At 67.5% G+C, this 26,428-nt stretch carries 25 protein-coding genes and 1 pseudogene; 8 read left to right on the top strand and 18 right to left on the bottom strand.

Annotated features, from left to right (window positions below):
* The 7 genes from A5727_RS27580 to A5727_RS19420 all read right to left on the bottom strand — a co-directional run.
* On the bottom strand, positions 1 to 2,271 hold a 2,271-nt coding region (locus A5727_RS27580), incomplete at its 3' end, for a PGRS repeat-containing protein (RefSeq protein WP_353612273.1).
* Between the two features lie 1,115 nt (positions 2,272 to 3,386).
* The gene (locus tag A5727_RS19440) at positions 3,387 to 4,445 is read right to left on the bottom strand and encodes a sulfate/molybdate ABC transporter ATP-binding protein (protein WP_068253449.1); all 1,059 of its coding nucleotides are present in this window, start codon (positions 4,443 to 4,445) and stop codon (positions 3,387 to 3,389) included.
* A 25-nt stretch (positions 4,446 to 4,470) separates the two neighbouring features.
* Positions 4,471 to 5,283 carry a sulfate ABC transporter permease subunit CysW gene (cysW, locus tag A5727_RS19435; RefSeq protein WP_068253446.1) on the bottom strand — a complete coding sequence of 271 codons (813 nt, stop codon included), beginning with the start codon at positions 5,281 to 5,283 and terminating at the stop codon, positions 4,471 to 4,473.
* Positions 5,280 to 6,164, bottom strand: a complete 885-nt coding sequence (cysT, locus tag A5727_RS19430; protein WP_082949902.1) for a sulfate ABC transporter permease subunit CysT — start codon at positions 6,162 to 6,164, stop codon at positions 5,280 to 5,282. The genes cysW and cysT overlap by 4 nt, the downstream gene beginning before the upstream one ends.
* The gene (locus A5727_RS19425; RefSeq protein ID WP_197507703.1) at positions 6,161 to 7,129 is read right to left on the bottom strand and encodes a sulfate ABC transporter substrate-binding protein; all 969 of its coding nucleotides are present in this window, start codon (positions 7,127 to 7,129) and stop codon (positions 6,161 to 6,163) included. Before A5727_RS19425 ends, cysT begins: the two co-directional genes overlap by 4 nt.
* Before the next feature lie 166 nt (positions 7,130 to 7,295).
* Positions 7,296 to 7,388 (bottom strand): Ms4533A family Cys-rich leader peptide, encoded by a 93-nt coding sequence (locus A5727_RS28485; protein ID WP_353612272.1) that lies wholly within the window; start codon positions 7,386 to 7,388, stop codon positions 7,296 to 7,298.
* Positions 7,389 to 7,525: 137 nt separating this feature from the next.
* Positions 7,526 to 7,732 carry a hypothetical protein gene (locus A5727_RS19420; protein WP_068253468.1) on the bottom strand — a complete coding sequence of 69 codons (207 nt, stop codon included), beginning with the start codon at positions 7,730 to 7,732 and terminating at the stop codon, positions 7,526 to 7,528.
* Between the two features lie 23 nt (positions 7,733 to 7,755).
* Here A5727_RS19420 and A5727_RS19415 point away from each other — a divergent pair, with 23 nt between their 5' ends.
* Positions 7,756 to 8,997 (top strand): FAD-dependent oxidoreductase, encoded by a 1,242-nt coding sequence (locus tag A5727_RS19415; RefSeq protein ID WP_068253434.1) that lies wholly within the window; start codon positions 7,756 to 7,758, stop codon positions 8,995 to 8,997.
* Positions 8,998 to 9,034: 37 nt separating this feature from the next.
* Positions 9,035 to 11,017, top strand: a complete 1,983-nt coding sequence (locus A5727_RS19410; protein WP_068253431.1) for a glycoside hydrolase family 15 protein — start codon at positions 9,035 to 9,037, stop codon at positions 11,015 to 11,017.
* Positions 11,018 to 11,169: 152 nt separating this feature from the next.
* Here A5727_RS19410 and stf0 read toward each other — a convergent pair whose 3' ends face one another.
* The 3 genes from stf0 to A5727_RS19395 all read right to left on the bottom strand — a co-directional run bounded on the left by stf0 (position 11,170) and on the right by A5727_RS19395 (position 13,706).
* Positions 11,170 to 11,973 carry a trehalose 2-sulfotransferase gene (gene stf0, locus A5727_RS19405; protein WP_068253466.1) on the bottom strand — a complete coding sequence of 268 codons (804 nt, stop codon included), beginning with the start codon at positions 11,971 to 11,973 and terminating at the stop codon, positions 11,170 to 11,172.
* Between the two features lie 67 nt (positions 11,974 to 12,040).
* On the bottom strand, positions 12,041 to 13,399 hold the full coding sequence (locus tag A5727_RS19400; RefSeq protein ID WP_068253429.1) for a sulfatase family protein: 1,359 nt from the start codon (positions 13,397 to 13,399) through the stop codon (positions 12,041 to 12,043).
* A 31-nt stretch (positions 13,400 to 13,430) separates the two neighbouring features.
* Entirely contained in the window at positions 13,431 to 13,706 is a 276-nt protein-coding gene (locus A5727_RS19395) for a WhiB family transcriptional regulator (protein WP_068253426.1), read from the bottom strand.
* Between the two features lie 213 nt (positions 13,707 to 13,919).
* On the opposite strand from A5727_RS19395, the gene A5727_RS28480 reads away from it, so the two are divergent.
* The 3 genes from A5727_RS28480 to A5727_RS19385 all read left to right on the top strand — a co-directional run bounded on the left by A5727_RS28480 (position 13,920) and on the right by A5727_RS19385 (position 15,892).
* Positions 13,920 to 14,837, top strand: coding sequence for an APC family permease (locus A5727_RS28480; RefSeq protein ID WP_353612271.1), 918 nt, complete (start codon positions 13,920 to 13,922; stop codon positions 14,835 to 14,837).
* The gene (locus A5727_RS28475) at positions 14,738 to 15,352 is read left to right on the top strand and encodes an APC family permease (RefSeq protein ID WP_353612270.1); all 615 of its coding nucleotides are present in this window, start codon (positions 14,738 to 14,740) and stop codon (positions 15,350 to 15,352) included. The genes A5727_RS28480 and A5727_RS28475 overlap by 100 nt, the downstream gene beginning before the upstream one ends.
* Before the next feature lie 231 nt (positions 15,353 to 15,583).
* Complete coding sequence (locus A5727_RS19385) at positions 15,584 to 15,892, top strand: ANTAR domain-containing protein (protein WP_068253423.1); 309 nt, start codon at positions 15,584 to 15,586, stop codon at positions 15,890 to 15,892.
* 127 nt (positions 15,893 to 16,019) lie between these two features.
* Here A5727_RS19385 and A5727_RS19380 read toward each other — a convergent pair whose 3' ends face one another.
* Both A5727_RS19380 and lepA read right to left on the bottom strand, forming a co-directional pair.
* Positions 16,020 to 16,682 carry a sensor domain-containing protein gene (locus A5727_RS19380; protein ID WP_068253420.1) on the bottom strand — a complete coding sequence of 221 codons (663 nt, stop codon included), beginning with the start codon at positions 16,680 to 16,682 and terminating at the stop codon, positions 16,020 to 16,022.
* Between the two features lie 5 nt (positions 16,683 to 16,687).
* Positions 16,688 to 18,662: pseudogene (gene lepA, locus A5727_RS19375) on the bottom strand (translation elongation factor 4).
* On the opposite strand from lepA, the gene A5727_RS19370 reads away from it, so the two are divergent.
* A complete protein-coding gene (locus A5727_RS19370; RefSeq protein WP_068253416.1) occupies positions 18,661 to 19,263 on the top strand; it encodes a type II toxin-antitoxin system PemK/MazF family toxin in 603 nt (200 codons plus the stop codon). The pseudogene lepA and the gene A5727_RS19370 overlap by 2 nt on opposite strands.
* 67 nt (positions 19,264 to 19,330) lie before the next feature.
* Here the strand turns inward: A5727_RS19370 and A5727_RS19365 are convergent, their stop codons facing one another.
* Together A5727_RS19365 and A5727_RS19360 are read right to left on the bottom strand one after the other, a co-directional pair.
* Positions 19,331 to 19,951 (bottom strand): GNAT family N-acetyltransferase, encoded by a 621-nt coding sequence (locus A5727_RS19365; RefSeq protein ID WP_068253407.1) that lies wholly within the window; start codon positions 19,949 to 19,951, stop codon positions 19,331 to 19,333.
* Positions 19,952 to 19,983: 32 nt separating this feature from the next.
* A complete protein-coding gene (locus A5727_RS19360) occupies positions 19,984 to 20,415 on the bottom strand; it encodes a CBS domain-containing protein (protein ID WP_068253405.1) in 432 nt (143 codons plus the stop codon).
* Between the two features lie 124 nt (positions 20,416 to 20,539).
* Here A5727_RS19360 and A5727_RS19355 point away from each other — a divergent pair, with 124 nt between their 5' ends.
* Positions 20,540 to 21,373, top strand: coding sequence for a ribonuclease Z (locus A5727_RS19355; protein WP_068253403.1), 834 nt, complete (start codon positions 20,540 to 20,542; stop codon positions 21,371 to 21,373).
* Positions 21,374 to 21,454: 81 nt separating this feature from the next.
* Here the strand turns inward: A5727_RS19355 and A5727_RS19350 are convergent, their stop codons facing one another.
* Genes A5727_RS19350 through A5727_RS19340 form a run of 3 tightly spaced genes read right to left on the bottom strand, consistent with a single transcriptional unit; the run spans position 21,455 to position 24,851 of the window.
* On the bottom strand, positions 21,455 to 22,294 hold the full coding sequence (locus A5727_RS19350; RefSeq protein ID WP_068253396.1) for a transglutaminase family protein: 840 nt from the start codon (positions 22,292 to 22,294) through the stop codon (positions 21,455 to 21,457).
* The gene (locus tag A5727_RS19345) at positions 22,294 to 23,268 is read right to left on the bottom strand and encodes an alpha-E domain-containing protein (protein WP_068253395.1); all 975 of its coding nucleotides are present in this window, start codon (positions 23,266 to 23,268) and stop codon (positions 22,294 to 22,296) included. The genes A5727_RS19350 and A5727_RS19345 overlap by 1 nt, the downstream gene beginning before the upstream one ends.
* The gene (locus A5727_RS19340; protein WP_502687695.1) at positions 23,268 to 24,851 is read right to left on the bottom strand and encodes a circularly permuted type 2 ATP-grasp protein; all 1,584 of its coding nucleotides are present in this window, start codon (positions 24,849 to 24,851) and stop codon (positions 23,268 to 23,270) included. Before A5727_RS19340 ends, A5727_RS19345 begins: the two co-directional genes overlap by 1 nt.
* A gap of 308 nt (positions 24,852 to 25,159) precedes the next feature.
* Between A5727_RS19340 and rpsT the strand changes: the two genes are divergently transcribed.
* Entirely contained in the window at positions 25,160 to 25,420 is a 261-nt protein-coding gene (rpsT, locus tag A5727_RS19335; RefSeq protein WP_068253389.1) for a 30S ribosomal protein S20, read from the top strand.
* 19 nt (positions 25,421 to 25,439) lie between these two features.
* On the opposite strand, the gene holA is transcribed toward rpsT, so the two are convergent.
* The gene (gene holA, locus A5727_RS19330; RefSeq protein ID WP_286150196.1) at positions 25,440 to 26,411 is read right to left on the bottom strand and encodes a DNA polymerase III subunit delta; all 972 of its coding nucleotides are present in this window, start codon (positions 26,409 to 26,411) and stop codon (positions 25,440 to 25,442) included.
* Positions 26,412 to 26,428 lie beyond the last annotated feature (17 nt).

Here is a 26,428-nt window from a genome sequence, read left to right as displayed (position 1 = left end):
GTCAGCACCGTCACCACCGGCACCGCCCTGGCCACCATCGCCATGGGTGCCCGCATCACCACCGGCACCACCATGACCACCGGAACCACCCGGCACGACCGCATCCGCACCGTCACCACCGGCACCACCATGACCACCACCGATGTTGGACACACCATCGGAACCGCTTGCGCCCGTGGACGATCCGCCGCCACCGACACCACCAACACCACCAACACCGGCATCGCCACCGTCACCACCAGCACCACCATCGCCGGATGTTGTTCCAGCGCCGCCATTTCCGCCGCTGCCGCCGTCACCGGCACGACCGCCGTCGCCGCCGTCACCACCGTCGCCACCGGCACCGATGCTCCCGGCTCGGCTGAAGAACAGGCCGCCCCGTCCGCCGGTGCCGCCATTGCCACCCACGCCAGCCACTCCACCGACGCCGCCGTTGCCGCCGTTGCCACCGTTGCCGCCGTGACCGCCAGCCGCGACCGCAGAACTCAGTCCTGCGCCACCGGCCCCGCCGGATCCACCGGCGCCACCGTCACCACCGTCACCGCCGGCACCACCAACGCCACCGGCGCCGCCGGTACCGATCAACCAGCCGCCGGCACCGCCGGCTCCACCGTGACCACCTCGGCCGCCGGCTCCGCCGTCGAGGCCGTCACCGCCGTCCGTACCGTCCTGACCCGCGAGCCCATTCTCACCGGCTGCACCCTGATCACCGGCTTCACCCGCCTGGCCGTTTCCACCGGCGCCACCAGTGCCGCCGGCGCCGATCAGCCAGCCACCGTTACCGCCGTCGCCGCCGTCACCACCGAGTCCGCCGGCACCACCGTCACCGCCGCGTCCGCCGAGCATGCCCGCGTAGCCGCCGTCGCCACCGTTGCCGCCGTCGCCACCGATACCGCCGGCACCGCCGTAACCGAACACCCAGCCGCCATTGCCGCCGTCGCCGCCGTCAGCGCCGACACCGCCGGCACCACCCTTGCCGCCGTGCCCGACGAAGATGCCCGAGTTGCCGCCCCGGCCACCGGCCGCGCCCGCGCCACCCGCACCGGCGGCCCCGCCGTTGCCGATCAGGAATCCGCCTCGGCCACCGTCGCCACCGGCAATACCGGCGCTGCCTGAACCACCGATGCCGCCGTTGCCGATCAGGTAGGCGTTTCCACCGTTTCCACCGTTCGCGCCGTTGCCACCGTTTCCGAACAGCAGGCCGCCGTTGCCGCCGTTGCAGGCCGTGCCCACGCAGTCATCGGCGGCGTCCAACCCGTTGCCGATCAGCCAGCCGCCATTGCCGATGATCGGCCGCGATGCGATGGAGGCGAAGAACGGATCCACGGCACTCGTTGTGCTGGCGGTCCGTGCGGCCGCGGGAGTTGTCGTCGAGAGAGCATCCGCGACAGATTTCGCGATCCCGCTCAAGGACGCCTGCTGCCCCGACTGCAGCACATCCTGTCGGACGGATCCACGGGATGATCCGCCGCCAGCGTTGTTCCTGGTTCCCCCGAGCATCATGAGCGCCAACAGCGTGTCCGGAGCACCGGCCGGGATCACCGGCAGCTTGGGCAGCGAGGGCAGTGCCCTCAGGGATTCGGGGACAGACGGGCTGAGGGCGGGCGACTCCGGGGAGTCCTGCACGGAGAACGACACCGAGTTCGACGCACCCGAGGCCGTCACCGATTCGGCCGCCGCAGCGCCTGACGCGCTGCCCGAGAGGAGCCGGGTCGTCGCGGGGCGGCTGCCGAATGCCGCGCGGAGCCCCTGCGAATCCTTGGCGTCCAACTTGCGCGCCGCACGCCGGCCCGAGGTGGTCTCGCGCGCCGCCCCGTCACCCGGAGTCACGTTCGGCAGGGGTGCGCCGCCGGTCGACCCAAGCTGATCCGTGAGCTCGGCGATCGCATCCTGCACCTGCTTGGCGAGCTTCTTGGCGGCCGCACGACGGGCAGCAGTCGAGTCCTCGCCCGCCGACGATTCGGTGGAGGTCTCCGAGCCGGACGAGGAACCACCGCGCCGCGGTCCACGTTGTTCGGCACCGTCGGCGATCGCATCGCGCACCTGCCTGGCGGCATCCCTGCGCGCGGCGCGCCGACCGGCGGCCGTGGTCGCGTCCCCTCCACCGGCGGACGCGCCGGTACCCGAACCCGTGGCGCCGGACGCCTCAGAGGCGCCGCCGTCCGATGGTTCCGCTGCTGCCTCCGGCGATCCGGTAGCCGCTACCGCAGCCCCGATTCCCAACGCCACAGCAAGCGCTCCGACACGACCGACATAGTGCGAGGCACCCATCAACACTCCAATATCACGGGGTTCGGTAAGGGCCATCGGAGCCCGAACACACTTCACGACGCAAGGACCGGCAGGATGCTAACACCTCTAGAGGAAGAATTGACATAGACGTCACAGTGATTCCCGCTGAGTGATACTGGCAACATAAGCGGTGTTACATATTTGGAATGATTCGCGGGCTGGTACCGGCGATGAACACCTTATTTATCCAGACTGTCCGCCCGAACCCTCCACCGACGCCGGGCGACGGCAACCGCGATGAGCAGGCCGGGGAGTTAGCGGATGCCCAACTGTAACGCGTTCTATTTCCTACTCAACGCTAGGCAAGGTCGCACCGCGTGACCCCCCGACGGCGCATCCCCGCCCCTGGGGTCATCGCCCCCGAGGGCGCGTGCCCAAGGTTCAAAACAGAAACACGATCGTTCTCACAGCTAACAATCTGATGCAGGCCCTCACCCCCTGCGCACACTCCGAGATTCGCCGAGGAGAAGCACGCAGCGCCCGACCCCTCCAGCGGACCGGCATGGCGAGATCACGGCGCCGACCCCGGTGATCCGACGTTCACCAACCGACATGCGCGCCCAGCCCCGAAGTGCAGTCACAAGTCCACAGATCAAGAGAGGTCAGCCGCCGACCTACGGCGGGAGTACCACACACACTCCCGCAACTTCAGGTCAAGACAGCCTCAAATCTGCGTTCGCCAAACAACTGTCGACGGCGTCAATCTCTCTGGTTGCCCACTGGAGAGCGGGAACGCGTGCCAGTCGCGGTCACACGAACGGAGCGGCGAAGCCTGGGTGGCAAGGAGTTTCGCGTTGAGCCCACGCGCGAAGCGCTCCGCGCTGCAAGATCCCTCGACTGCGTCCTTCGGCGCCTGGGCGCGACCACACCACAACTGTCCGCCCGCCGGAATGCCTTTGGGCTGGCATCGGTCTCCCGGCGGAATCGTCCAGCAGCGGGAAGAACGGCACCCCTTATGGTTTCGCGATACAGGCGCGACTTGTGCACGCGTCGACGAAGCCGAACTCTCCGCAGCACTCGATGAAGCCGAGGATCTCGACGCACATCTGACGCCACAGACCGCGGACGTCCCAGAGACAGCGCGCCCGAATCCGTCAGGCGTTGGTCAGTGCCTCATCGTCGTCAGCCTCAGCGGCCACCGGAACCTGCACGCTGCCCGCGATCGGCGGCACCCGGGTCGCCCGCACGTAGACAGTGTCCCCGTCCTTGATGCCGAGCGCCTCGGCGTCACCGCGGGTGATCTGGGCGGTGAACTGCGAGTGCGTCGTCGCGCTGGTCAACTCGACCCGAACCTCGAACCCGAGGTACACCACGCGGTCCACGGTCGCCCGTGTGACACCCGTGGTCTCGGCGGTGCCGTCCCCGGCCGCGATGGCCATCTCCGGGTTACGCCCAACACGAATGTCATGCGGGCGCACCAGGATTCCATTCAGCGAGGACACTGTTCCCAGGAAGGACATCACGAAGGGGTTGGCCGGCGAGTCGTACACCTCGGTGGGCGAACCGACCTGCTCGACGCGCCCCTTGTTCAGCACCGCGATCCGATCGGCGACATCGAGGGCCTCGGCCTGATCGTGCGTCACGAGCACTGTTGTGACATGAACCTCGTCGTGCAGGCGGCGCAGCCAGGACCGCAGGTCGTCCCGCACCTTGGCGTCCAGCGCACCGAACGGCTCGTCGAGCAGGAGCACTTCGGGGTCAACGGCCAGAGCGCGTGCCAACGCCATGCGCTGACGCTGACCACCTGAGAGCTGATTGGGATACCGGCTCTGGAAACCCGCCAACCCGACCACCTCGAGCAGGTTGTCGACCTTCTCGTTGATCTCGGCCTTGGGACGCTTGCGGATCTTGAGCCCGAAAGCCACGTTGTCGCGCACCGTGAGGTGCTTGAACGCCGCGTAGTGCTGGAACACAAAGCCGATGCCGCGCTTCTGCGGGGGCACCCGCGTCACGTCGCGACCGTTGATCGTGATGGTGCCGGTGTCGGGTTCGTCGAGGCCGGCGATGGCGCGCAGCAGCGTCGACTTGCCTGATCCGGACGGCCCCAGCAGCGCGGTCAACGACCCCGCCGGCACCACGAAGTCGACGTTGTCCAGGGCGGCGAAGTCGCCGTAGTGCTTGTTGGCACCGGTGACGGTGATCGCGTTCGTCATTCGTGTCTCGTTTCGGTGGTTAGGCCTATTTTGCTGCCTGAGTGCGCCGCGCGTCGAGTACGACCTGGACGACGAGCACCAGCACGGCGACGGCCATCAGAACGGTCGATATCGCGTAGGCGCCGTACTCGTTGGCGCGGTTGTAACGGTCGGCAACCAGGAGCGTGAGGGTCTGAGAGGTGCCCGGAAGGTTCGACGACACCATGATCACCGCGCCGAACTCACCCAGGGTGCGGGCGATGGTCAGCACGACGCCGTAAGTCAATCCCCACCGGATCGACGGCAGCGTGATCCGCCAGAACGTCTGCCACCACTGCGCCCCCAGGGTCGAGGCGGCCTCCTCCTGGTCCGTGCCGATCTCGTGCAGCACCGGTTCCACTTCGCGGATGACGAACGGCACGGTGACGAAGATGCTGGCCAGGACGATGCCCGGGAAGCTGAAGATGATCTTGAATCCGAAGTCGTTCTCAACGAATCCGAACAGCCCTGCCGAACCCCACAGCAGGATCAGGGCCACACCGACCACCACAGGCGACACCGCGAAGGGCAGGTCGATGACGGCCTGCAGGATGCTCTTGCCGCGGAACTTGTTGCGCGCCAACACCAAGGCGGTGGGCACACCGAACAGGACGTTGAGCGGCACCACGATCGCCACCACCAGCAGCGACAGCTGCAGCGCGGACACCGCCGCGGGTGTGGAGATCGACGCGAAGAACTCACCGATCCCGGGTTGCAGCGTGCGCCAAAGGATCAGACCCACGGGCACTACGACCAGGATGCCGATGTAGGCCAGCGCAACGAACCGCAGCAGGTAGCGGACCGCCGGTGACAGAGTCATCGCGACATCTCCTCCCGGCGTGCGGCCCGTGAACCGATGGCCCGCAGGATGAACAGCACCACGAACGAGATCGCCAGCAGCACAATCGAGATGGCGGCCGCACCGGTGCGGTCGTCGTTCTCGATCAGCGTGCGGATCCACTGTGATGAGACCTCCGTCTCACCGGGAACCGCACCGCCGATCAGCACCACCGATCCGAACTCACCGATGGCCCGGGAGAAGGCCAGCCCCGCACCGGACAGCAGCGCAGGCATCAGCGCGGGCAGGATCACGTGTGTGAAGATCACCCGGTTGCTCGCACCCAACGACGCCGCGGCCTGTTCGACCTCGTGGTCGAGTTCGAGCAGCACCGGTTGTACCGACCGCACGACGAAGGGCAGCGTCACGAACAGCAGGGCGATGCCGACGCCCCACCTGGTGTGCTGCAGGTGCAGGCCCACCGGACTCGCCGGTCCGTACAGCGCCAGCATCACCAGGCTCGCGACGATCGTCGGCAGCGCGAAGGGCAGGTCGATGACGGCGTCGACCAGGCGTTTCCCGGGAAAGTCGTCGCGCGTGAGCACCCAGGCCACCAACAGGCCGAAGAAGGCGTTGACGATCGTCACGCCGATCGAGATGCCGATGGTCACCTTGAACGACTCGATGGCCGCGTTCGAGGTGACGGCCGCGTAGAACGCAGCCCAGCCCCCCTTGGCCGACTGCCACAGGATCGCGGCCAGCGGCAGGAGCACGATCACCGACAGCCACAGCGTGGCGGCACCCACCCGCAGTGACGTGCTGCCGTACCGGTTCCCCGATCCCGGAATCCGGAGACGGGACCGGCCCGACTCACCAGGGGTGAGTTCGGGCCGGATCGCCTCCGGATTGTCCAGAGTGGTCATCCGGTGGCCTTGGTGTAGATCTTGGTGATCGAACCGTTCTCCTTGTCGAACAGCGCGGGATCGACCTCATCCCAGCCGCCCAGGTCGGCGACGGTCCACAGTTTGGCCGGGGCGGGGAACTTGTCCTTGAACTCGGCGGCCACGGCCGGGTCGACGGGCCGGAATCCGGCCTCGGCCCACAGCTTCTGTGCTTCGGCGGTGTAGAGGAAGTTCTTCAGTGCGTTGGCCTGCTCCTGATGGGCACTGGTGGTGACGACGGCGACCGGGTTCTCGATCTTGAAGGTCTCCGGCGGGTTGACGTGCTCGAGGTCGAAGTTCAGCGCCTCGTTCTCGTAGGCCAGCAGCACGTCGCCGCTGCCCTGACGGAACACGTCGGTGGCCTCGCGACCGGAGCCGGGACGCAGCTTGATGTGGTCGTTGACCAGTTCGGTGACGTAGTCCAGGCCGGCCTGCGGGTCCTGGCCGCCCTTGCTGGCCCACGCGTACGGCGCCAGCAGGTTCCACTTCGCCGCACCCGAGCTCAGCGGGCTGGGGGTGATGACCTCGACACCGGGCTTGAGCAGGTCGGGCCAGTCCTTGATGCCCTTGGGGTTGCCGGGCCGCACCGCGAAGGTGACCAGTGAGCCGAACGGAATTCCCTTGGTGGCGTCGGCATTCCAGTCCTTGGCCACCTTGTCGGCCTTCACCAGGCGGGTGACGTCGGGCTCGACGGAGAAGTTGACGATGTCGGCGGGCTTGCCGTCGACGACGGCGCGGGACTGGTCACCCGAGGCGCCGTACGACGTCGTCACCGCGACGCCCTTGCCGTCCGGGGTGGCCGCGAAGGCGGGGATGACCTTGCTCCAGCCCGGCTCCGGCACCGCGTACGCCACCAGGGTCAGGGTGGTGTCGGCGTCGGATGCTCCGCTCTCCCCGACGACGTCGCTGGAACCGCCGCCACAGGCCGCGAGCAACGAGGCGGTCATGGCCAGACCGGCCACCTTCAAAGAGGCTTTCACTGAGATCACTGGGGCCTTTCAGAGTTGTTCGACATTGGTCGGTACTTCGACCCGTCGTGACCACGGTGGACGGTCAGAACTCAGGCACTCAAACGTGGCTGTCCCGACACCAAAACCACAGACGGGTATTGGATCAGCGACAACAACAGACATCAGCGACGGCGGAGAAACCCACGGCAAGCAGGGCCAAGACATGGCCACAGCTGGTGCCGGTCACCGAACGCATGGCGCGAAGCCTAACAGAACGATCAAAGATTGCTCATCGACGGCGTCTCGCGCCTCACCGCGTCAGCAACCACATCACGACAACCAGCACCAGCAGTGCCACCAAAGCCAACGTCACACGGGATCTCGGCACGCCAGTCAGTCCTTAGTCTCGACACGGCCGCGGACGGCTGCCGTGATCCGGTTCCGCACTCGAATGGTGTTGCCCAAAACGGCGTCCAACAGCTGCGCCAAGCCGTACGCGAGGGCCAGGACCACGGGCATCACCACAAGTGTCTGCAGCACGAAGCCCAGCCCCGACAACCACAGCTCGACGCCGTCCCACCAACTCAGGAACCCATCCATCGCCACCACCCTACGATCAAACGGTGGCCGACCGAAGCGAGGTCCCGGCGCGGGCGGCGACCGGGTGCCTGATCGCCGGGGGTGGTCCGGCGGGGATGATGCTGGGCCTGCTGCTCGCGCGCGCCGGCGTGGACGTCACGGTGATGGAGAAACACCAGGACTTTCTGCGGGATTTCCGGGGCGACACCGTGCACGCCAGCACGCTGCGTCTGCTCGACGAGTTGGGCCTGGCCGAGGACTTCGCGGCCCTGCCGCATCGAATGATCGAGGGTTTGACGTTCCGGGCCGGCGAGTCGCCGGTGCACGTCGACCTGACCACGCTGCCGGGCCCGCACAAGCACATCGCCCTGGTGCCGCAGTGGGACTTCCTGGAGATGCTGGCGCGGGCGGCCGCGAAGGAGCCCACGTTCACCCTGCTTCGCCGCAGTGAGGTCGTCGCGCCGCTGACCGACGGCGGCCGGGTGAGCGGCGTGGTTTACCGCAGGTCCGATGGGACCACGGCCACGATGCGCGCGGAGTTGACGGTGGCCTGCGACGGCCGGGCCTCGACCCTGCGCCGGGCGGCGGGCGTCCCCACCCGCAGCTTCGGCGCGCCGATGGACGTGTGGTGGTTCCGGCTGCCGCGGGCGGAGGCCGATCCCGCGGGGCTCAACGGCGTGTTCAACGCTGGCCGCGGCATGGCCCTGATCGACCGCGGCGACTACTACCAGATCGCGTTCCTGATCCAGAAGGGCAGCGACGCGGTGCTGCGCGCCGAGGGCATCGAGGCTTTCCGGCACCGCGTGACGACGCTGGCTCCGTGGCTTGCCCCCAAGCTCGACGCGCTGACGTCGTTCGACGACGTCAAACTGCTCGACGTCCAGCTCAACCGCGTGCGCAGGTGGTACCGCGACGGCCTGCTGCTCATCGGCGACGCGGCCCACGCGATGTCGCCGATCGGCGGGGTGGGCATCAACCTCGCCGTCGCGGATGCGGTCGCGGCGGGCCGGATCCTTGCGGAGCCGCTGCGGACCCACTCGGTAACCACACGCGACCTCGCACGGGTGCAGGCGCGGCGCTGGCTGCCCACGGCCCTGATCCAGGGCGGGCAGCGCATCATTCAGAACCGGGTGATCGCCGGTGCCATCGCCGACGACGCGCCCATCGTCGGGACGCCACGCGCGGTGCGGGTGGTCAACCGGCTGCCACTGCTGCGCCGCATCGGCGCCTACGCCGTGGCGGTCGGGCCGCTGCCCGAGCACGCGCCGGACTTTGCTCGCCGATGAGTGGACGGCATGGCGGAACACCGTCGATGATGGGCGGATGGCAATCGACACCGAGAGCGGGGCGACACCACCCTTCACTGTGACGGCCCCGGTGCCCTACGTGCCGTCGAGTCCGCTGCGCAACACTTTCCCCCCGATCGCTGACTACGGCTTCCTCTCGGACTGCGAGAACACGTGCCTGATCAGCTCGGCGGGCTCGGTGGAGTGGCTGTGTGTGCCACGGCCGGATTCGCCCAGTGTGTTCGGCGCGATCCTGGATCGCGGCGCCGGGCATTTCCGGCTCGGTCCGTACGGCGTCTCGGTGCCCGCCGCCCGACGCTATCTGCCCGGCAGCCTGATCCTGGAGACCACCTGGCAGACCCATACGGGGTGGCTGATCGTGCGCGAGGCACTCGTCATGGGTCCGTGGCACGACCTGGAGACGCGGTCCCGCACCCACCGCCGCACGCCCATGGACTGGGACGCCGAGCACATCCTGCTGCGCACGGTGCGCTGTGTGTCCGGGACGGTCGAGCTGGTGATGAGCTGTGAACCGTCGTTCGACTACCACCGAATCCCGGCGACCTGGGAGTACTCGGCGGCCGCGTACGGCGAGGCGATCGCCCGCGCCAGCCGCAATCCCGACGCCCACCCGACGCTGCGCCTGACCACCAATCTGCGGTTGGGGCTGGAGGGCCACGAGGCGCGGGCCCGGACGCGAATGAAGGAGGGCGACAACGCCTTCGTCGCACTGTCCTGGTCCAAGCATCCGGCGCCTCAGACGTTCGAGGAGGCGTCGGACAAGATGTGGCAGACCAGCGAGTGCTGGCGGCAGTGGATCAACATCGGCGACTTCCCGGACCACCCGTGGCGCTCTTACCTGCAGCGCAGTGCGCTGACCCTCAAGGGCCTGACGTACTCCCCGACCGGTGCGCTGCTCGCCGCGAGCACCACGTCGCTGCCCGAGACCCCGCAGGGCGAACGCAACTGGGACTACCGCTACGCCTGGGTGCGCGACTCGACGTTCGCGTTGTGGGGCCTCTACACGCTGGGCCTCGACCGCGAGGCCGACGACTTCTTCGCGTTCATCGCCGACGTGTCGGGAGCCAACAACGGTGAACGGCACCCGCTGCAGGTGATGTACGGCGTGGGCGGCGAGCGCAGCCTGGTCGAAGAGGAGCTGCTGCACCTGTCGGGTTACGACAACTCCCGGCCCGTGCGCATCGGCAACGGCGCCTACGACCAGATGCAGCACGACATCTGGGGCACCATGCTCGACTCGGTCTACCTGCACACCAAGTCGCGGGAGCAGATCCCCGAGACGCTCTGGCCGGTGCTCAAGGAACAGGTCGAAGAGGCCATCAAGCACTGGAAGCAGCCCGACCGCGGTATCTGGGAGGTGCGCGGCGAGCCGCAGCACTTCACGTCCAGCAAGATCATGTGCTGGGTCGCGCTCGACCGTGGTTCCAAGTTGGCCGAGCTGATGGGCGAGAAGAGCTACGCCCAGCAGTGGCGGGCCATCGCCGAGGAGATCAAGGCCGACGTCCTGGCCCATGGCGTCGACAAGCGGGGGGTGCTGACCCAGCGCTACGGCGACGACGCACTGGACGCGTCCCTGCTGCTGGCGGTGCTGACGCGGTTCCTGCCGCCCGACGACCCGCGGATCCGGGCCACGGTGCTGGCCATCGCCGACGAGCTCACCGACGACGGTCTGGTGCTGCGCTACCGCGTCGAGGAGACCGACGACGGTCTGGCCGGCGAGGAGGGCACCTTCACGATCTGCTCATTCTGGCTGGTGTCGGCGCTGGTCGAAATCGGTGAGATCCACCGGGCCCGGCACCTGTGTGAGCGTCTGTTGTCGTTCGCCAGTCCCCTGCACCTCTACGCGGAGGAGATCGAACCGCGCACCGGACGCCATCTGGGCAACTTCCCGCAGGCGTTCACCCACCTGGCGTTGATCAACGCCGTGGTGCACGTGATCCGCGCTGAGGAGGAGGCCGACAGTTCAGGGGTGTTCCAGCCCGCGAACGCGCCCATGTGACGTGGGCCGGGCCCTCGCGTGCGCTGTCGCGCGAGAGGTCCGGATCGGCAGCCGGACAGCATGATTGACGCCGCCGCCCGTTCAGGGCATCGAGCAGAGTGCGGGTCCGTCGTCAGTTGCGGGACGCACCGAGGCCGGCGGGTCGGTGGCGGTCACCGCGGCAGCCCGTCCCTCTCGGCGTCGGCGTGGTAACGCTCGACCCATTCGTCGGAACGCTGATCGGCCTGTCGTTCCAACACCGGCGCGGGTGCCAGCCGGGGGTCGAGGCCCAGGTGTTCGAGGACCGTGCCGACCACCTGAGTCAGGTTGCGCCACAACACCGGATAGGGCACGTCGAGCGGTTCGACGCCCTCCTCGGCGAACCAGTTCCGCCAGCCCTCCTCCTGATCGCGCAGCATCTTCACGACGTGCGCGATGGCGCCCGCGTGATATTCGGCGCGGGCGTCGCGGACCGGATCAGGCCTGCCGCGCCAGACCCGGGTCTGCACGGCCCGCCAGAACGACACCGCCTGCGACACCACGTCGGGCCGGTGGACGTGGATGAGCACCGGATCCGAGCCGACGACATCGCTGATCGCGGCCAGCAGTCCCTCGCCGGACCGGTCGGGAAGATCCTTGGCACGCTGCAGCAGCAGTGGCGTCTGGTTCCACATGAGCTTGCCGCCCCACACGCCGTTGGGTGTGCGCCCGACGGTGCGGATGTAGTCCCGCCAGATCTCGGCCGGGGCGAGATCGGGTTTGCCCTCGACGAGCGGGTCGAGCAGACGCAGGATCGACTCGTCGTGCACACCCGCGAACCATTCGCGCGGTTGGGGGGACATGCTGGTGTCCGGCAGGTACTGGAAGAACTCCTGCGGTTCACCGGCCATGCCGGTGGCCCGCAGCGACTCCACGAGCAGGGTGCTGCCACTGCGCTGGGACGCCAGAACGAGATAGGCAGTGGGATTCTGCGACATGGTCAGCAAGCGTAATACCCGCGTATCAAGAATGCATTCGCAGACATTTCACTCATGCTGAGTCAATTCATTGCGACCGCGCGCCTTTAATGCCGCGCTCGGAGGCGACCGCGGATCGACTCGGGTAGGGAATTCCCTGGATGTGCGCATACGTCTGCGTGTACCGCTCGGAGATGCGAGTGCCGGCGAACTCGGAGGGGATGACGTCGTTGGTCTTCTCCCGCCACTCGTTGAGCAGCATCGCCAACTCCTGCGCGACAGGTTCCATGTCAGCCTCGTCGGCGCTGGTGAGCAGGTTGTGCTGCTCCCCCGGGTCATTGACCAGATCGTAGAGTTCCCGGCGTGGACGGGGCGCGTTCACCTGCGCCGCCACGGCCTGTCCCGGTGCGCTCTCCTCGATGTCCCAGGGCAGATCGAGCAGCGGCCGGTCCGCATAATTCTCGATATAGCTGAATTTCTTTGTCCGAATGGCTCGGATCGGATCAAAAGAATCGTGATAGGTCTTCGTCGTGTAGACCGCAGACCGAATTTCTGCAGCACCGGCCAGCAACGCATTTGCGTGCGACAGTCCGTCGACGTCGGCCGGGATCTCGACGCCGAGCAGGTCCAGCAGTGTGGGCAGCAGATCCACCCCGCTGAACAGCTCGTCGTAGACCCGCGGCTCCAGGTTGCGGGACTTCGGCGGGCGCACGATGAGCGCGATTCCGGTGCCCGCGTCATACAGCGTCGACTTGGCTCGCGGCAGTGCCGGACCGTGGTCGGTGACGAACACGACCCAGGTGTTGTCGTCCAACCCGTTTGCCGTCACCGCCTCCAGCAGGCGACCGACGGCGGCGTCGGCAACCGTGATCGATCCGTGGAAGTCGGCCAGATCCTGCCGGACCTCGGGGGTGTCGGGCAGGTAGTCGGGCAGCTCCACTCCTGCCGGATCGGCCGGCGCGTAGCGGTCGTGCGGATACGGCCTGTGCGTTTCGAAGAACCCCGCGGTCAACAGGAACGGTTGTGACGGTGCGTGTTCAAGCCATTCGATGGCGCGGGGCACCACGTACTCACAGTAGGAGTTGGAGACGTCATAGGAGTCGAACCCCAACCGGGGCGGAAAGCTCGTCTCATGCTGCATCCCGAAAAGCGCAGTGCGCCAACCGGACTCCGAGAGGACCGCCGGCAGCGTCCGCACTCCGGCCCGATACTCCCAGCCGTGGTGCGCCAACCCGACCAGACCATTGGTCTGTGGGTAACGCCCCGTGAACAGCGAACCGCGCGACGGCGAGCACAGCGGTGCGGTGGCATGCGCCTGGGTGAACAGGATGCCCTCGGCAGCCAGCCGGTCGAGATTGGGACTGACCACATCCGCGTGCCCATAGGCACCGAGGTGTCGGCCCAGGTCATGCCAGTGCACAAGCAGGACGTTCTCCGCCACGTTCATTCCCCCAGCCTGCCTGATGATCGCGCGGCGCTCAGCGCTGGGCGGCGTGCTGCCGCTCCCGGGCTGTGGTGGCGCCCCAGACCCCATAGCGCTCCGGCGTGCTCAGCGCGTACTCGCGGCAGGTCTTCAGCACCGGGCAGGTGCGGCAGATCCGCTTCGCCTGCTCTTCGCGTTCGCGCCGGGCCCGGCGTGACGCATGATCCTCGGGGAAGAAGATCTCCGATGACACCGTCAGACACCGGCCCCGCAGCTGCCAACTCCACTCCGAGGAGGCATCAGGGGCGTCCTGCTGCTGTGCTGTTGTCACACACCGATACTTGCGTTCAAGCTCCGGATCGGACCAGATATCCGATCGCGGTGAGCGTTTCACCGCCTCCCACCGTCCCGAGGGGCACTGTGTTCACCGGCCATACATTCGCACTGATTTGAACTCTCCGTCCCCGTCGGGCCGCGACGTACTTTGTGGTGGCTTCCGCGACGGACCGTGTGGTGCCGTCGCGCCAACCCAAGGGGACGATCAATGGCGAACCAACTCGAGGATCCGAACGCGGTCCAGGAATCCGACCGCCCACACCGCAGGCTCCGAGGCTCGCTGGGTGTCTGGGGCATCGTCTTCGTCGTCGTGGCGGCGGCCTCGCCACTCGGCGTCATCGGCGGTCCCGTGCCGTTGGGCATCGCCAGCGGCAACGGCATCGGCTTCCCGGCGATCTACATCGTCAGCACGCTGATCGTGCTGCTGTTCGCCGTCGGCTTCACGGCGTTGACACCCCACGTTCCCGACGCCGGGGCGTTCTACTCCTACATCGGCAAGGGGCTGGGCCGGACCACCGGCTTCGGTTTCGCCCTGGTGGCGCTTGTGTCCTACCTGGCGTTGGAGATCGGCGTCTACGGCCTGATCGGCCAGGGCGCACAAGCCCTGTTCGCCTCCTATGGTCTTCCCGACATTCATTGGGGCTTCTGGGCTTTGGCCGCTTTCGCGGTGGTCACGATTCTGGGGCATCGCAACATCGACCTGTCCCGCGATGTGCTGGGCATCCTGCTGATCGCCGAGGTGGCGATCGTCGTGGTCCTCGACGCCGTCGTCATCGTCACGGGCGGCTATGAGGGTCTGTCCACCGGCATCATCACGCCGTCGGAGATCGTCTCCGGCGCACCCGGTATCGCACTGCTGTTCGCGATCCTGAGCTTCATCGGCTTCGAGGCCACCGCGGTGTTCCGCGACGAGGCGCGCGATCCCGTCCGGACCATCCCGCGTGCGACCTACCTGTCGCTCATCCTGATCGGCGTGTTCTACGCCGTCTCCACGTGGGCCCTGATCACGGCCTGGGGCGACAGCCGGTGGAACAGGCCCAGGCCGACCCCTCGGGTCTGCTGCCGGGAGCCACCGAGCAGTACCTGGGCACCGTCGGCCTGCACATCATCCAGGTGCTCTTCGTGACCAGCCTGTTCGCGTGCATCCTGTCGTTCCACAACATCGTCTCGCGCTACGTGTTCACGCTGTCCAACCGCAGGCTGTTCCCGGGCACGCTCGGTGAGGCCCACGCCAACCACGCCTCGCCGCACCTGGCCTCAGGCGCGGACTCGATCGTGGTGGGGCTGTTCATCATCGGCGGCGCGCTGATCGGCCTGGACCCGGTGACCGAGTTCTACACCTGGTTGGCGGGCATCTCGACGGTCGGCATCGTGGTCCTTCTCATCGCCACCACCGTGGCGGTGCTGGCGTTCTTCGCCCGGCGCAGGCAGGCACTGGAGGTGTCGCCGTGGCGGGCCTTCGTCGCACCAGGTGCCGCCCTGCTGGGCCTGGTCGTCATCTTCGCGTTGATTCTGCAGAATCTGCCGGATCTGGTCGGCGGTTCGACGCCCATCGCTGTCGGTGTTCTCGTCCTGCTGGTGGCGCTCTTCGCGACCGGCGCGGGCCTGGCCGCCAAGCGCCCGGACGTCACCCTGGAGTAGCCCCTCCGGGAGCCTTCCGCGAGCGGGCCGGGGGCTCCCCCGGCCCACGAGCGGGCTGGGGATCTCCCGCGAGCGGGCTGGGGATCTCCCGCGAGCGGGGCGTCTGTACGTCACCCCTCGGCGTGTTGCGTACAAGACCGGCCGCTCGTCGGGTTTCAGCATCACGGTGCGTCGATGTCTTACGCGCGCCGATTCTCCCACGCACACTGAGAAACACAGGGAGGGAGACCCATGCACCACATCAGCACCGGGCCGACAGTTGGCTCCTCGCGCCGTGACATCGACATCGCCACAGGCATTCTCATGGCCGTCCGCGGTTACACCGAGCGCGACGCCTTCGACGAACTCGTGTCCGCAACGCGGCGCACCGGCGATGGAATAACTTCTGTTGCAAGGGCTCTCATCGCACTAGCGCGCGATCGCGGATCGGCGTATCCCGCTGAGGCTCTGCGCGCATGGGGCGAGTTCGTGCTCGACCCACTCCCCCGTCCCGCAAGCGACCAGTGTGGCACTCCCAGCGTCGGGATGCTGCGTACCTGACCGGTCACTCGCGGGACTCCACCGACCAGCGAGCGGCCTGGTTGGTACGCCAAACCCCGGCGTGTTGCGTACAGACATGCACGCTCGCGGGAATGCTGGTCGCTCGCGAGAAAGAGGAAAGAGGGCCCTAACCCACCCGTGCGGCGATGCGCTCCGCGAGCTCCTCGGCCTCACCCTGCACGGACTCACCGCACACCGAGGCCTCGATGACGACGTCGCCCTTCGACCGCATCACGTGCCGGCAGCGCCAGACCTCGCCGCCCTCAGTCCGCGCCGTCTGCGCGATGCTGTCGCCCTCGATCGTGACGCCCTCGAACCGCCAGGTCGCCGCACCCGCGTCGTCGTCGATGACGACGTCCTCGCCAATGCAGTTGGACCAGTCCACCTTGGCCTGGTTGACGAAATCGTCGGCCCTGCCCGCCGAGGACAACCGCACCACCGTCTGCTCGACCCAGTGCTCACCGTCGTCGTCGGGCTCGGTGATGATCTGGTCCAGGACGCCCACGACATCGCTGTCGTCGTAGACGGTGATCTCCGAGTGGTACAGGGCCCCAAGGCACTCCAGCTCCGAGGCGTACATGCTGTTGTCGGTCAGTTCCTCGACGCTCTCGACGATCTCCAAATCGGAGGTGCCGACGATGTCGTTGACCTCATCCACGGGCAGCAGCATGTCGGCCAGCGAGCTCCCAGCCCCAGAGGCCGCGGACTGCGGTGTGCCGGAGAGAGTTCGGCTGCACCCCGCTGACAGCAGCGCGCTCACGATGCATGCGATCGCCAGCGCGGCCCGCATGTCGTCTACTTCTTCGCGGCCTTGTCGGCAGCGGCGTCGGTCGACAGGGCGGCCACGAAGGCCTCCTGCGGAACCTCGACGCGGCCAATCGTCTTCATCCGCTTCTTGCCTTCCTTCTGCTTCTCGAGCAGTTTGCGCTTGCGGGTGATGTCACCGCCGTAGCACTTGCTGAGCACATCCTTGCGGATGGCCCGAATGTTCTCGCGGGCAATGATCTTCGAGCCGACCGCGGCCTGCACCGGCACCTCGAACTGCTGCCGTGGGATCAGCTCTTTGAGCTTGGTGGTCATCTTGTTGCCGTAGGCGAACGCCGAGTCCTTGTGCACGATCGCCGAGAACGCGTCGACGGCTTCCCCCTGCAGCAGGATGTCGACCTTGACCAGCGACGCCTCCTGCTCGCCGGCCTCCTCGTAGTCGAGGCTGGCGTACCCGCGGGTGCGGGATTTCAGCGAGTCGAAGAAGTCGAAGATGATCTCGCCCAACGGCATGGTGTAGCGCAGTTCCACACGCTCGGGAGACAGGTAGTCCATCCCGCCGAGCTCGCCGCGGCGAGACTGGCACAACTCCATGATGGTGCCGATGAACTCGCTGGGGGCGATGATGGTCGTCTTCACGACGGGTTCGTAGACCGTGCGGATCTTGCCCTCGGGCCAGTCCGACGGGTTGGTCACCGTCATCTCGGTGCCGTCGTCCTTCTCGACCCGGTACACCACGTTGGGTGAGGTCGAGATCAGATCCAGGTCGAACTCACGCTCGAGCCGTTCCCGGGTGATCTCCATGTGCAGCAGTCCGAGGAACCCGCAGCGGAAGCCGAAGCCCAGCGCCACCGAGGTCTCGGGCTCATAGGTCAGGGCCGCGTCGTTCAGCTGCAGCTTGTCGAGGGCGTCACGCAGGTTCGGGTAGTCCGAGCCGTCAACGGGATACAGCCCCGAGTAGACCATCGGCTTGGGTTCGCGGTACCCGGTCAGTGCCTCGGTGGCACCGCGCCGTGCGGTGGTCACGGTGTCACCGACCTTCGACTGGCGGACGTCCTTCACACCGGTGATGAGGTAACCCACCTCGCCGACGCCCAGGCCCTCGGTCGCTTTCGGCTCCGGCGAGACGATGCCGACCTCGAGCAGTTCGTGGGTGGCGCCCGTCGACATCATCGCGATGCGTTCGCGCGGGGTGATCTTGCCGTCCACCACACGCACATAGGTGACGACGCCGCGGTAGATGTCGTAGACCGAGTCGAAGATCATCGCCCGCGCGGGCGCATCGGCGTCGCCCTGCGGCGCGGGCACCTGCCGGACCACCTCGTCGAGCAGTTCGGCCACCCCGACACCGGTCTTGCCCGACACCCGCAGCACGTCCGACGGATCGCAGCCGATGATGTGGGCCAGTTCGCCGGCGTAGCGGTCGGGGTCCGCGGCGGGCAGATCGATCTTGTTGAGCACCGGGATGATCGTCAGGTCCCGGTCGAGCGCGAGGTAGAGGTTCGCCAGCGTCTGCGCCTCGATTCCCTGAGCGGCGTCGACCAGCAGCACCGCCCCCTCGCAGGCCTCCAGGGCGCGGGACACCTCGTAGGTGAAGTCCACGTGACCGGGGGTGTCGATGAGATGGAGCACGAACTGCTCGCCGGCCCGGTCGCCCTCCCGGACGGTCCAGGGCAGCCGCACGTTCTGCGCCTTGATCGTGATGCCACGCTCACGCTCGATGTCCATCCGGTCGAGGTACTGCGCGCGCATCGAGCGCTCGTCGACCACGCCGGTGAGCTGCAGCATCCGGTCGGCCAGGGTGGACTTGCCGTGGTCGATGTGGGCGATGATGCAGAAGTTCCGTATCTGCGCCGGCGCAGTGAACGTCTTGTCGGCGAAGCTGCTGATGGGAATCTCCTGGTAAGCGCGGTGTCGATGAGCCTGTGGGCCTGTCCAGAGTATCGACCCCGGGTGGTTGCGACACAATCGAGCATCGCCGCGACCGCCTATGCTTGGCGGCTATGGCGTCCCAATGGAAGACATTCCAGAAGTTCGCAGAGCAGCTTGTGTTCAAGGAAGCGCCGCGGCTGATCAGAAATCTGCAGAATCCCCAGGCTGTTCAGCGCTCGATTCAGCAGGGCATCCAGCAGGGCCTCAAGGTGGGCATCGACGCGCTCGCGGGTGCCGGCGCTGAGGCTCCCGCGGCCATCACCGCCGGTCGTCCGGTGACCAGCAGCTTCGTCCCGACGGCGCATCGCGCCCGTCGTGTGACCTACGCCCCTGACCTCGACGGCAAGGCCGACCCCGGTGAGATCGTGTGGACCTGGGTCGTCTTCGAGGACGACCCGACCCGTGGCAAGGATCGGCCCGTCCTGGTGGTGGGACGTGACGGCACCATGCTGCTCGGCCTGATGCTCTCCAGCCAGAACCACCACTCCGATGACCGCAACTGGGTCGGGATCGGCGCCGGAAGCTGGGACTACGACGGGCGGCCCAGCTGGGTCCGCCTCGACCGAGTTCTCGACGTGCCCGAGGAGGGCATCCGTCGCGAAGGGGCGATCCTTGAGCGCACCCGGTTCGAGGTCGTGGCCGCGCGCCTGCGCAGCGAGTACTCCTGGAGCTAGGCGCCCAGAAGAGGCTGCCGGACTCAAAACCCCAGGACAGCCGGAATCCCGGCTCTTCTCGGGGGTGTCAGCGCGGCGCTCGCCACATCTGCCACAGCGTCGGACCGCCGTCGGGCAGGGTGAGCTCACCGGTGACGACGAACCCGAACCGCTCGTAGTAGGGGACGTTGTCGGCCTTGCTGGACTCCAGGTAGGCCGGAGCGGCTTCGGCGTCGCACTGGGCCAGCCGGGAGTCCATCAGGGCGCGCCCGTAGCCCGCCCCACGGAACGTGGGGTCGCTGCCGAGCACCCCGAGATACCAGTGCGGCTCCTCGGGATGGTTCTCCTTCATCAGCTCGTCGGCCTGCCGGGCCCGCGAGACCTGCGTGCCGACGGCCCGGATGAAGCTCGGGAGCATCCGGAGCTCCTGACCGCGGGTCGTCCGCCAGCCACCGGGCGGCGACCACAGCGCCGCCGCGGCGACGTGCATGCCGTCGGTCGCGACGTCGAGCCCACCGCCGGGCAGATAGTGATGACGAGCCATCGCCCCGAAGCTGATCGGCAGTGCTCGGGCCCGCCGTCCGGAGTCGGGAATCATCCACATCGCGACGGGGTCATCGAAGAACGCACGACCGAGGGTGTGCGCCAATTCGCGGACATCGGCCTTGCGGGCCGGGGCGACCTGGGGGTCGGCGTCAGGGAAGTTCATCTCGTCCAGCTTGGCACAGCAAACAGGACGTTTCAGCCCTGGGTGATGTAGGCCTGCAACTGCTCCTGTTCAGCCTTGAGCTCCTCGAGGCGGGTCTTGACGATGTCACCGATGCTCACGATGCCGGCCAGGCGCCCCTCCACCAGCACCGGAATGTGGCGAACCCGGTTGTGCGTCATCATCTCCGACAGATCGTCCACCGACGAGTCCATCCCGCAGGTGGCCACCGCGGGCGTCATGATTTGCGAGACCGGCAACTCCAGAACGTCGGGCCCGTGCTCGTACAGCCTGCGGACGACATCGCGTTCGGACACGATTCCGGCGATCACGCCGGCCGATCCGACCACCACCATGGCACCGATGTTGTGGCTCGCCAGACCGGCCAACAGTTCGCGCACCGTCGCCTCCGGGCGCATCGTCGCGACATCGGACCCCTTGTTGCGCAGTACGTCGGCGATCCGCATGACAGCCTCCACTGTGATCCAGTTCACACCAGATTAAATCCGATTCGGCGACGGCGGTAGCGGTTCGGCTCCAACACTGCCGAATTCCCCGCGTCGAGCGTCGGGGTGCGATAGGAGAACACCCATGACGATTGAGATCACCCTGCTCGGCACCGGCAGCCCCATTCCCGATCCACTCCGCGCGGGCCCCTCGACGTTGGTGCGCGCCGGCGGGCAGACGCTGTTGGTGGACTGCGGTCGCGGTGTGCTGCAACGCGCCGCCGCGCTCGGAGTCGGCCCCAACGCCTTCGACGCACTGCTGCTCACGCACCTGCACAGTGACCACATCGCGGATCTGGGCGACGTCATCATCACGCGGTGGGTGACCACCTTCACCGAACAGGTGCCGTTGCCGATCATCGGTCCGCCCGGCACCGCCGAAGTGGTCTCGGCGACACTGAAGGCATTCGGGTTCGACATCGGGTACCGCATCGCGCATCACGCTGACCTCAATGAGCCTCCGCCGGTGGAGGTCTCCGAGCACGTCGACGGTCCGGTGTGGGACCGTGACGGGGTCAACATCACCGTGGGCCCCACCGACCACCGCCCCGTCGAACCGACGATCGGGTTCCGGGTGTCCTTCGCGGGCAACTCCGTGGTGCTCGCGGGTGACACTGTGCCGTGCCAAGGCCTTGATGACCTGGCCCGGGGCGCGGACGCTCTGGTGCACACCGTGATTCGCCAGGAACTGGTCGATCTGATGCCCATGCAGCGGATCCGGGACATCTGCGATTACCACTCCACGGTGCAGCAGGCCGCGGCCACCGCCAAGCGCGCCGGTGTCGGCACGCTTGTGCTGACCCACTACGTGCCCGGCCTCGTCCCCGGGCAGGAGGAACAGTGGCGGGCGCTGGCTGCCGAGGAGTTCGACGGCCGCATCGAACTGGGTGACGACCTGCACCAGGTCACGGTCGGCTGAGCCTTCTCGACGCCGAGACTGCGGGGAGTGCGACGAACGCGGCACCTCTTCGCAGCCACCGCAGTCTCGGCGCAGGTGAGCTCACGCCAGGCGCGTGATCTCCACGATCACGTCGAGGTCGGTCGACCCCTCCCCCGAGTAGATGCCCTTGAGCGGGGTGACGTCGGAGTAGTTCCGGCCGACACCGACACTGATGTACTGCTCGTTGATGTGCGAATCGTTCGTCGGGTCGTAGTGCCACCACTCCCCGGTCCAGGCCTGAATCCAGGCGTGGCTCTGCCCGTCGACCGTGTCGCCGATCTTGGCGTTGCGCTTGGGATGCAGATAACCCGACACGTATCGGGCCGGGATCCCCATGCCGCGCAACAGGATCAGCGTCAGGTGCGCGAAATCCTGACACACGCCCCGGCCCTCACGCAGCGCGTCGAGGCCCGAGGAGTGCACACCCGTGGTGCCGGGCACGTACTTGAGCTCCCCCTGCACCCAGCGGGCGGCCTCGATGACAGCCTGCTGCGGGTCGTGGTTCTTGGCGATCCCCCGGCCGACGCGTTCGATGCGCCTGCTCGCGGGGGTGTAGTGCGTGGGGCTGAGCAGTTCGTCGAAGCGGTCGATGGCCGCCTCGGAGGCCAGGTCCTCCCACGTGACGGTGGTCTCGGGCGGGTCGGGCCGTTCGGTCTCGACCACCGAGGACGCCGTCACCTCGAGTTCGGTGTGCGGTGCGTGCAGATCGAAGGCCGTCACCGCGGTGCCCCAGTAGTCGACGTAGCGGTAGGACCGGGTGGCCGGCACCGTCTCGACCCGGTTGAGGATCACGTTCTGCCGCGAATCCGACCGCGGCGTCAGCCGGGCCTCGTTGAACGACGCCGTGACCGCGGATTTGTACGCATACCCGGTTGAATGCACCACGCGCATGCGCCACATCAGATTTCACCCTCTTCGATGACCAGTGAGTCGTGTCCGGCGTCGGTCCACGCCACCCAGGGCGCGGAGTGGAAGTACTGCGTCGCGAGGGCCTCGCCGACGTCGAAACAGGTCTTCTGCAACCCGGCCAACCGGGTCTCGAGCGACTCCAGCAGCATGCCGGGACGCAGGAACTCCAATTCACTGCGCGCCCTGCCGAGCAGGCGCTGAGCCTCGGCGGTCGCGCCGAGGCGGCTGTGCGGCCGGTTGAGCAGTTCGTCGAGGCTGTGCTCTGCCAGCCGCAGCGAGTAGAACACCGACCGCGGGAAAAGTCGGTCCAGCAGCATGAATTCGACGACCCGGCCGGCGTCGAGCACCCCACGGTAGGTGCGCAGGTAGGTGTCGTGGGCACCGGCGGACCGCAGCACCGTGACCCACGCGGGTGAGGACGCGCTGTCGCCGACACGGGACAGCAGCATCCGCACCGTCATGTCGACGCGCTCGATCGCCCGGCCCAGCACCATGAACCGGTAGCCGTCGTCGCGCGAGAGCGTCGAGTCGGCCAGTCCCGCGAACATCGCCGCACGCCCCTCGACGTAGCCGAGGAACTCATGCGGGCCCAGCCGGCGTGCCGCGCGCTCACGTTCGGCCAGGGCGTTGTAGGTGGTGTTGAGGCACTCCCACATCTCGGTCGAGGTCACTTCGCGTGCGCCCCGGGCATTCTCGCGGGCGGCGGAGATCGCGTCGACGATGGAGCAGCCGCCCTCGAGGTTGCGGCTGAACGCCACGAGGTCGGTCAACGACCACACGTCCAGCTGTTCGTCGGGTGGCTCGATGCCCAGCACCTTCAGCAGCACCCGCGACGTCTCGTCGGGGTCGACGCTGGAGTCCTCCAGCAGCTGGTGCACGGTGACGTCCAGGATGCGCGCGGTGTCATCGGCCCGTTCGACATACCGCCCAATCCAGTACAGCGACTCGGCGTTGCGTGCCAGCATCAGCGCATCACCTCCTGCTGCTGCTGTTGCTGCTGCTGGTGGGTGCCCGCGCCGGACTGTTGTTGCTGCTGCTGTTGCTGATTGGATTCCTTTGTGCTGGAGGCCTTCCCGTTCTTGGACGCCCGGTCGGTGGAGCGCGGCGAGGTGGGCAGTTTGCGGACGACCTCGGCGGCGGCCAGTTCACGGTCTGCCGACGACGTGCGCGACGCGAGCACCCAGGTGTCCTTCGAGCCGCCGCCCTGGCTGGAGTTGACCACCAGCGATCCCTCGGGCAGCGCCACCCGGGTCAACCCGCCCGGGAGCACCCAGACCTCGTCGCCGTCGTTGACCGCGAAGGGGCGCAGGTCGACGTGACGCGGAGCCAGCGCGTCGTCGATCTGGGTGGGCACGGTGGACAGCTGCACCACGGGCTGGGCGATCCACCCGCGCGGATCCGACTGCACCTTCTTGCGGATGGTCGCCAGTTCCTTCTCCGAGGCGTCGGGGCCGAAGACGATGCCGTAGCCGCCGGAGCCCTCGACGGGCTTGATCACCAACTCATCGATGCGGTCCAACACCTCCTCACGCTCGTCGTCGAGCCAGCACCGGAAGGTGTCGACATTGGCCAGCAGCGGCTTCTCCCCCAGGTAGTAGTCGATGATGGTCGGCACGTAGGTGTAGACCAGCTTGTCGTCGCCGACTCCGTTGCCGATCGCCGAGGAGATGACGACATTGCCGGCCCGGGCCGCATTGAGGATGCCGGCCACCCCGAGCACCGAGTCGGGCCGGAAGTGCATCGGGTCGAGGAACTCGTCATCGATGCGCCGGTAGATGACGTCCACCTGGCGTTCACCCTCGGTGGTGCGCATATAGACGGTGTTGTCCCGGCAGAAGAGGTCACGCCCCTCGACCAGTTCGACGCCCATCTGCCGGGCCAGCAGCGAATGCTCGAAGTAGGCGGAGTTGTAGACCCCGGGCGTGAGCACGACGACGGTCGGGTCGGCCTCGTTGGTGGCGGCGGCCTTGCGCAGTGCCCGCAGCAGGTGCGACGAGTAGTCACCGACCGCGCGGACGCGATGGGTGGCGAACAGGTCCGGGAACACCCGCGCCATGGTGCGGCGGTTCTCCATCACATAGGAGACTCCCGACGGCGAGCGGAGGTTGTCCTCGAGCACACGGAACGTGCCCTGGCCGTCACGGACCAGATCGATGCCCGCGACGTGGATGCGCACCCCATTGGGCGGCACGATGCCGGCGGCCTCGCGGTGGAAGTGTTCACACGAGGTCACCAGGCGACGCGGGATGACACCGTCCCGGAGAATCTCCTGGTCGCCGTAGATGTCGTCGAGATACATCTCCAGCGCGGTGACCCGCTGTTTGATGCCCTTCTCGAGGCGCGACCACTCGGCCGCCGAGATCACCCGCGGCACCAGGTCCAGCGGGAACGGCCGCTCCTGGCCGGACAGCGAGAAGGTGATGCCCTGGTCGATGAAGGCGCGCCCCAGCGCCTCCGACCGCGCCGCCAACTCGGAGGCGTCCGACGGCGACAGTTCGGCATAGATGCCGCGGTACGGGCCCCGCACGTTGCCGTCGGCGTCGAACATCTCGTCGAACGCCTGGGCGTATGAACCGAGCTTGTTGTACCCGTCGAAGATCTGCTCATATTTACGGGCGGAACGCGATTTCTGGGACTGGCGTCCGCCCTCGCTCGGCAACGTTCGGAGACTCACCCGTCACATGCTGCCCCACGTTCGCCATTTCGGCAGGCCAGCTGATTGATCGCAGCGTCACTCCGTGCGCTTTGGGGAATCCGCAGCCCAGCTGGTAACCTGAACAGTCGCTGCCCGCAGCCGGGCACTGGACACTGCTCCAGCAATCACACCCAGCTCGAGAACTCGAAGGACTTACACGCGTGGCCAACATCAAGTCGCAGGAAAAGCGCATCCGCACCAACGAGCGCGCCCGTCTGCGCAACCAGTCGGTGAAGTCGTCGCTTCGCACGGCTGTCCGCGGGTTCCGTGAGGCCGTCGAGGCCGGTGACAAGGAGAAGGCCACCGAGCTGCTGACCGCGACCTCGCGCAAGCTCGACAAGGCCGCCAGCGCCGGTGTGATCCACAAGAACCAGGCCGCCAACAAGAAGTCGGCGCTCGCCCTGGCGCTCAACAAGCTCTGAGCACCACTTTCTCTCTGATCTAACCCTGGTCGGCCAGTTCGGCGACCTTTCGAACGGCCGCCTCCAGCGCATAGTCTGCGTCGGCGGCCGCTCCTTTTACGTCGGCGTTCAGGTCCGCCACCAATCGCAGCGCGGTGGCGACCCGATCGCGCGACCATCTGCGCGCCTGCTTCTGCGCCTTCTGAATGCGCCACGGCGGCATACCCAGTTCTCCGGCCAGCCGGTACGGATCCCCTGACAACGGGGCCACCCTGGCGATGGTGTGCACGGCCTCGGCGAGCGCATCCGCCAGCACCACCCGCGGTTCACCGGACAGCATCGCCCAGCGCAACGCCTCGGCCGCACCCTCGACGTCCCCCGCCACGGCCTTGTCGGCGATGTCGAACCCCTTCACCTCGGCCTTACCGCTGTGATAGCGGCGCACCGCGGCGGCGTCGACCTGACCGTCGGTGTCGGCGACCAGCTGGGAGCACGCCGCGGCCAGTTCCCGGATGTCGGAGCCGACGGCGTCGAGCAGCGCCGTGATGGTCTCCTCGCTGGCCTTGATCTTGAGCGCCCGGAATTCGGCGCGGACGAAGTCGGCGCGCTCGGAGGCCTTGGTGATCTTGGCGCACTGGTGCACTGTGGCGCCGAGGTCACGCAGTTGGGTGGCCAGCGCCTTGGCCCGGCCGCCGCCGGAGTGCACGACCACCAGTTCGGTGCCCGACGGCAGATCCGCGGCCGCGTCCGCGATCAGGGCCACCGCGTCCTTGCCGGCCTCACCGGCCGACTCCAACACCACGATGCGTTCATCGGCGAACAGCGACGGGCTCAGAAGCTCGGCCAACTCACTGGTGCTGACCTCCCCTGCGCGCAGGCGGTCCACCGGGATGTCACCGACGCCGGTGCCCGCGCGACGACGGGCGTCCCGCAGCACCGCCGTGATGGCGCGTTCGACGAGCAGTTCTTCTTCACCGAGCACGAGGTGCAGGCCCGGAACCTGTTGGCTCACGCGGAAGATCGTTTCAC

It is taken from the genome of Mycobacterium sp. ACS4331, from assembly GCF_001667265.1.
Classification (GTDB): domain Bacteria; phylum Actinomycetota; class Actinomycetes; order Mycobacteriales; family Mycobacteriaceae; genus Mycobacterium.
Note: the sequence above shows the minus strand (reverse complement) of the source record. Positions and strands in the feature narration are given on the sequence as shown.

Excerpts from the sequence above, each read along its gene's own strand:
- A5727_RS19440 (WP_068253449.1), bottom strand. The coding sequence starts at position 4,445 with ATGACGAACGCGATCACCGTCACCGGTGCCAACAAGCACTACGGCGAC.
- cysW (WP_068253446.1), bottom strand. The coding sequence starts at position 5,283 with ATGACTCTGTCACCGGCGGTCCGCTACCTGCTGCGGTTCGTTGCGCTG.
- cysT (WP_082949902.1), bottom strand. The coding sequence starts at position 6,164 with ATGACCACTCTGGACAATCCGGAGGCGATCCGGCCCGAACTCACCCCT.
- A5727_RS19425 (WP_197507703.1), bottom strand. The coding sequence starts at position 7,129 with ATGACCGCCTCGTTGCTCGCGGCCTGTGGCGGCGGTTCCAGCGACGTC.
- A5727_RS28485 (WP_353612272.1), bottom strand. The coding sequence starts at position 7,388 with ATGCGTTCGGTGACCGGCACCAGCTGTGGCCATGTCTTGGCCCTGCTT.
- A5727_RS19420 (WP_068253468.1), bottom strand. The coding sequence starts at position 7,732 with ATGGATGGGTTCCTGAGTTGGTGGGACGGCGTCGAGCTGTGGTTGTCG.
- A5727_RS19410 (WP_068253431.1), top strand. The coding sequence starts at position 9,035 with ATGGCAATCGACACCGAGAGCGGGGCGACACCACCCTTCACTGTGACG.
- stf0 (WP_068253466.1), bottom strand. The coding sequence starts at position 11,973 with ATGTCGCAGAATCCCACTGCCTATCTCGTTCTGGCGTCCCAGCGCAGT.
- A5727_RS19400 (WP_068253429.1), bottom strand. The coding sequence starts at position 13,399 with ATGAACGTGGCGGAGAACGTCCTGCTTGTGCACTGGCATGACCTGGGC.
- A5727_RS28480 (WP_353612271.1), top strand. The coding sequence starts at position 13,920 with ATGGCGAACCAACTCGAGGATCCGAACGCGGTCCAGGAATCCGACCGC.
- A5727_RS19385 (WP_068253423.1), top strand. The coding sequence starts at position 15,584 with ATGCACCACATCAGCACCGGGCCGACAGTTGGCTCCTCGCGCCGTGAC.
- A5727_RS19380 (WP_068253420.1), bottom strand. The coding sequence starts at position 16,682 with ATGCGGGCCGCGCTGGCGATCGCATGCATCGTGAGCGCGCTGCTGTCA.
- A5727_RS19370 (WP_068253416.1), top strand. The coding sequence starts at position 18,661 with ATGGCGTCCCAATGGAAGACATTCCAGAAGTTCGCAGAGCAGCTTGTG.
- A5727_RS19365 (WP_068253407.1), bottom strand. The coding sequence starts at position 19,951 with ATGAACTTCCCTGACGCCGACCCCCAGGTCGCCCCGGCCCGCAAGGCC.
- A5727_RS19360 (WP_068253405.1), bottom strand. The coding sequence starts at position 20,415 with ATGCGGATCGCCGACGTACTGCGCAACAAGGGGTCCGATGTCGCGACG.
- A5727_RS19355 (WP_068253403.1), top strand. The coding sequence starts at position 20,540 with ATGACGATTGAGATCACCCTGCTCGGCACCGGCAGCCCCATTCCCGAT.
- A5727_RS19350 (WP_068253396.1), bottom strand. The coding sequence starts at position 22,294 with ATGTGGCGCATGCGCGTGGTGCATTCAACCGGGTATGCGTACAAATCC.
- A5727_RS19345 (WP_068253395.1), bottom strand. The coding sequence starts at position 23,268 with ATGCTGGCACGCAACGCCGAGTCGCTGTACTGGATTGGGCGGTATGTC.
- A5727_RS19340 (WP_502687695.1), bottom strand. The coding sequence starts at position 24,851 with ATGTTCGACGCCGACGGCAACGTGCGGGGCCCGTACCGCGGCATCTAT.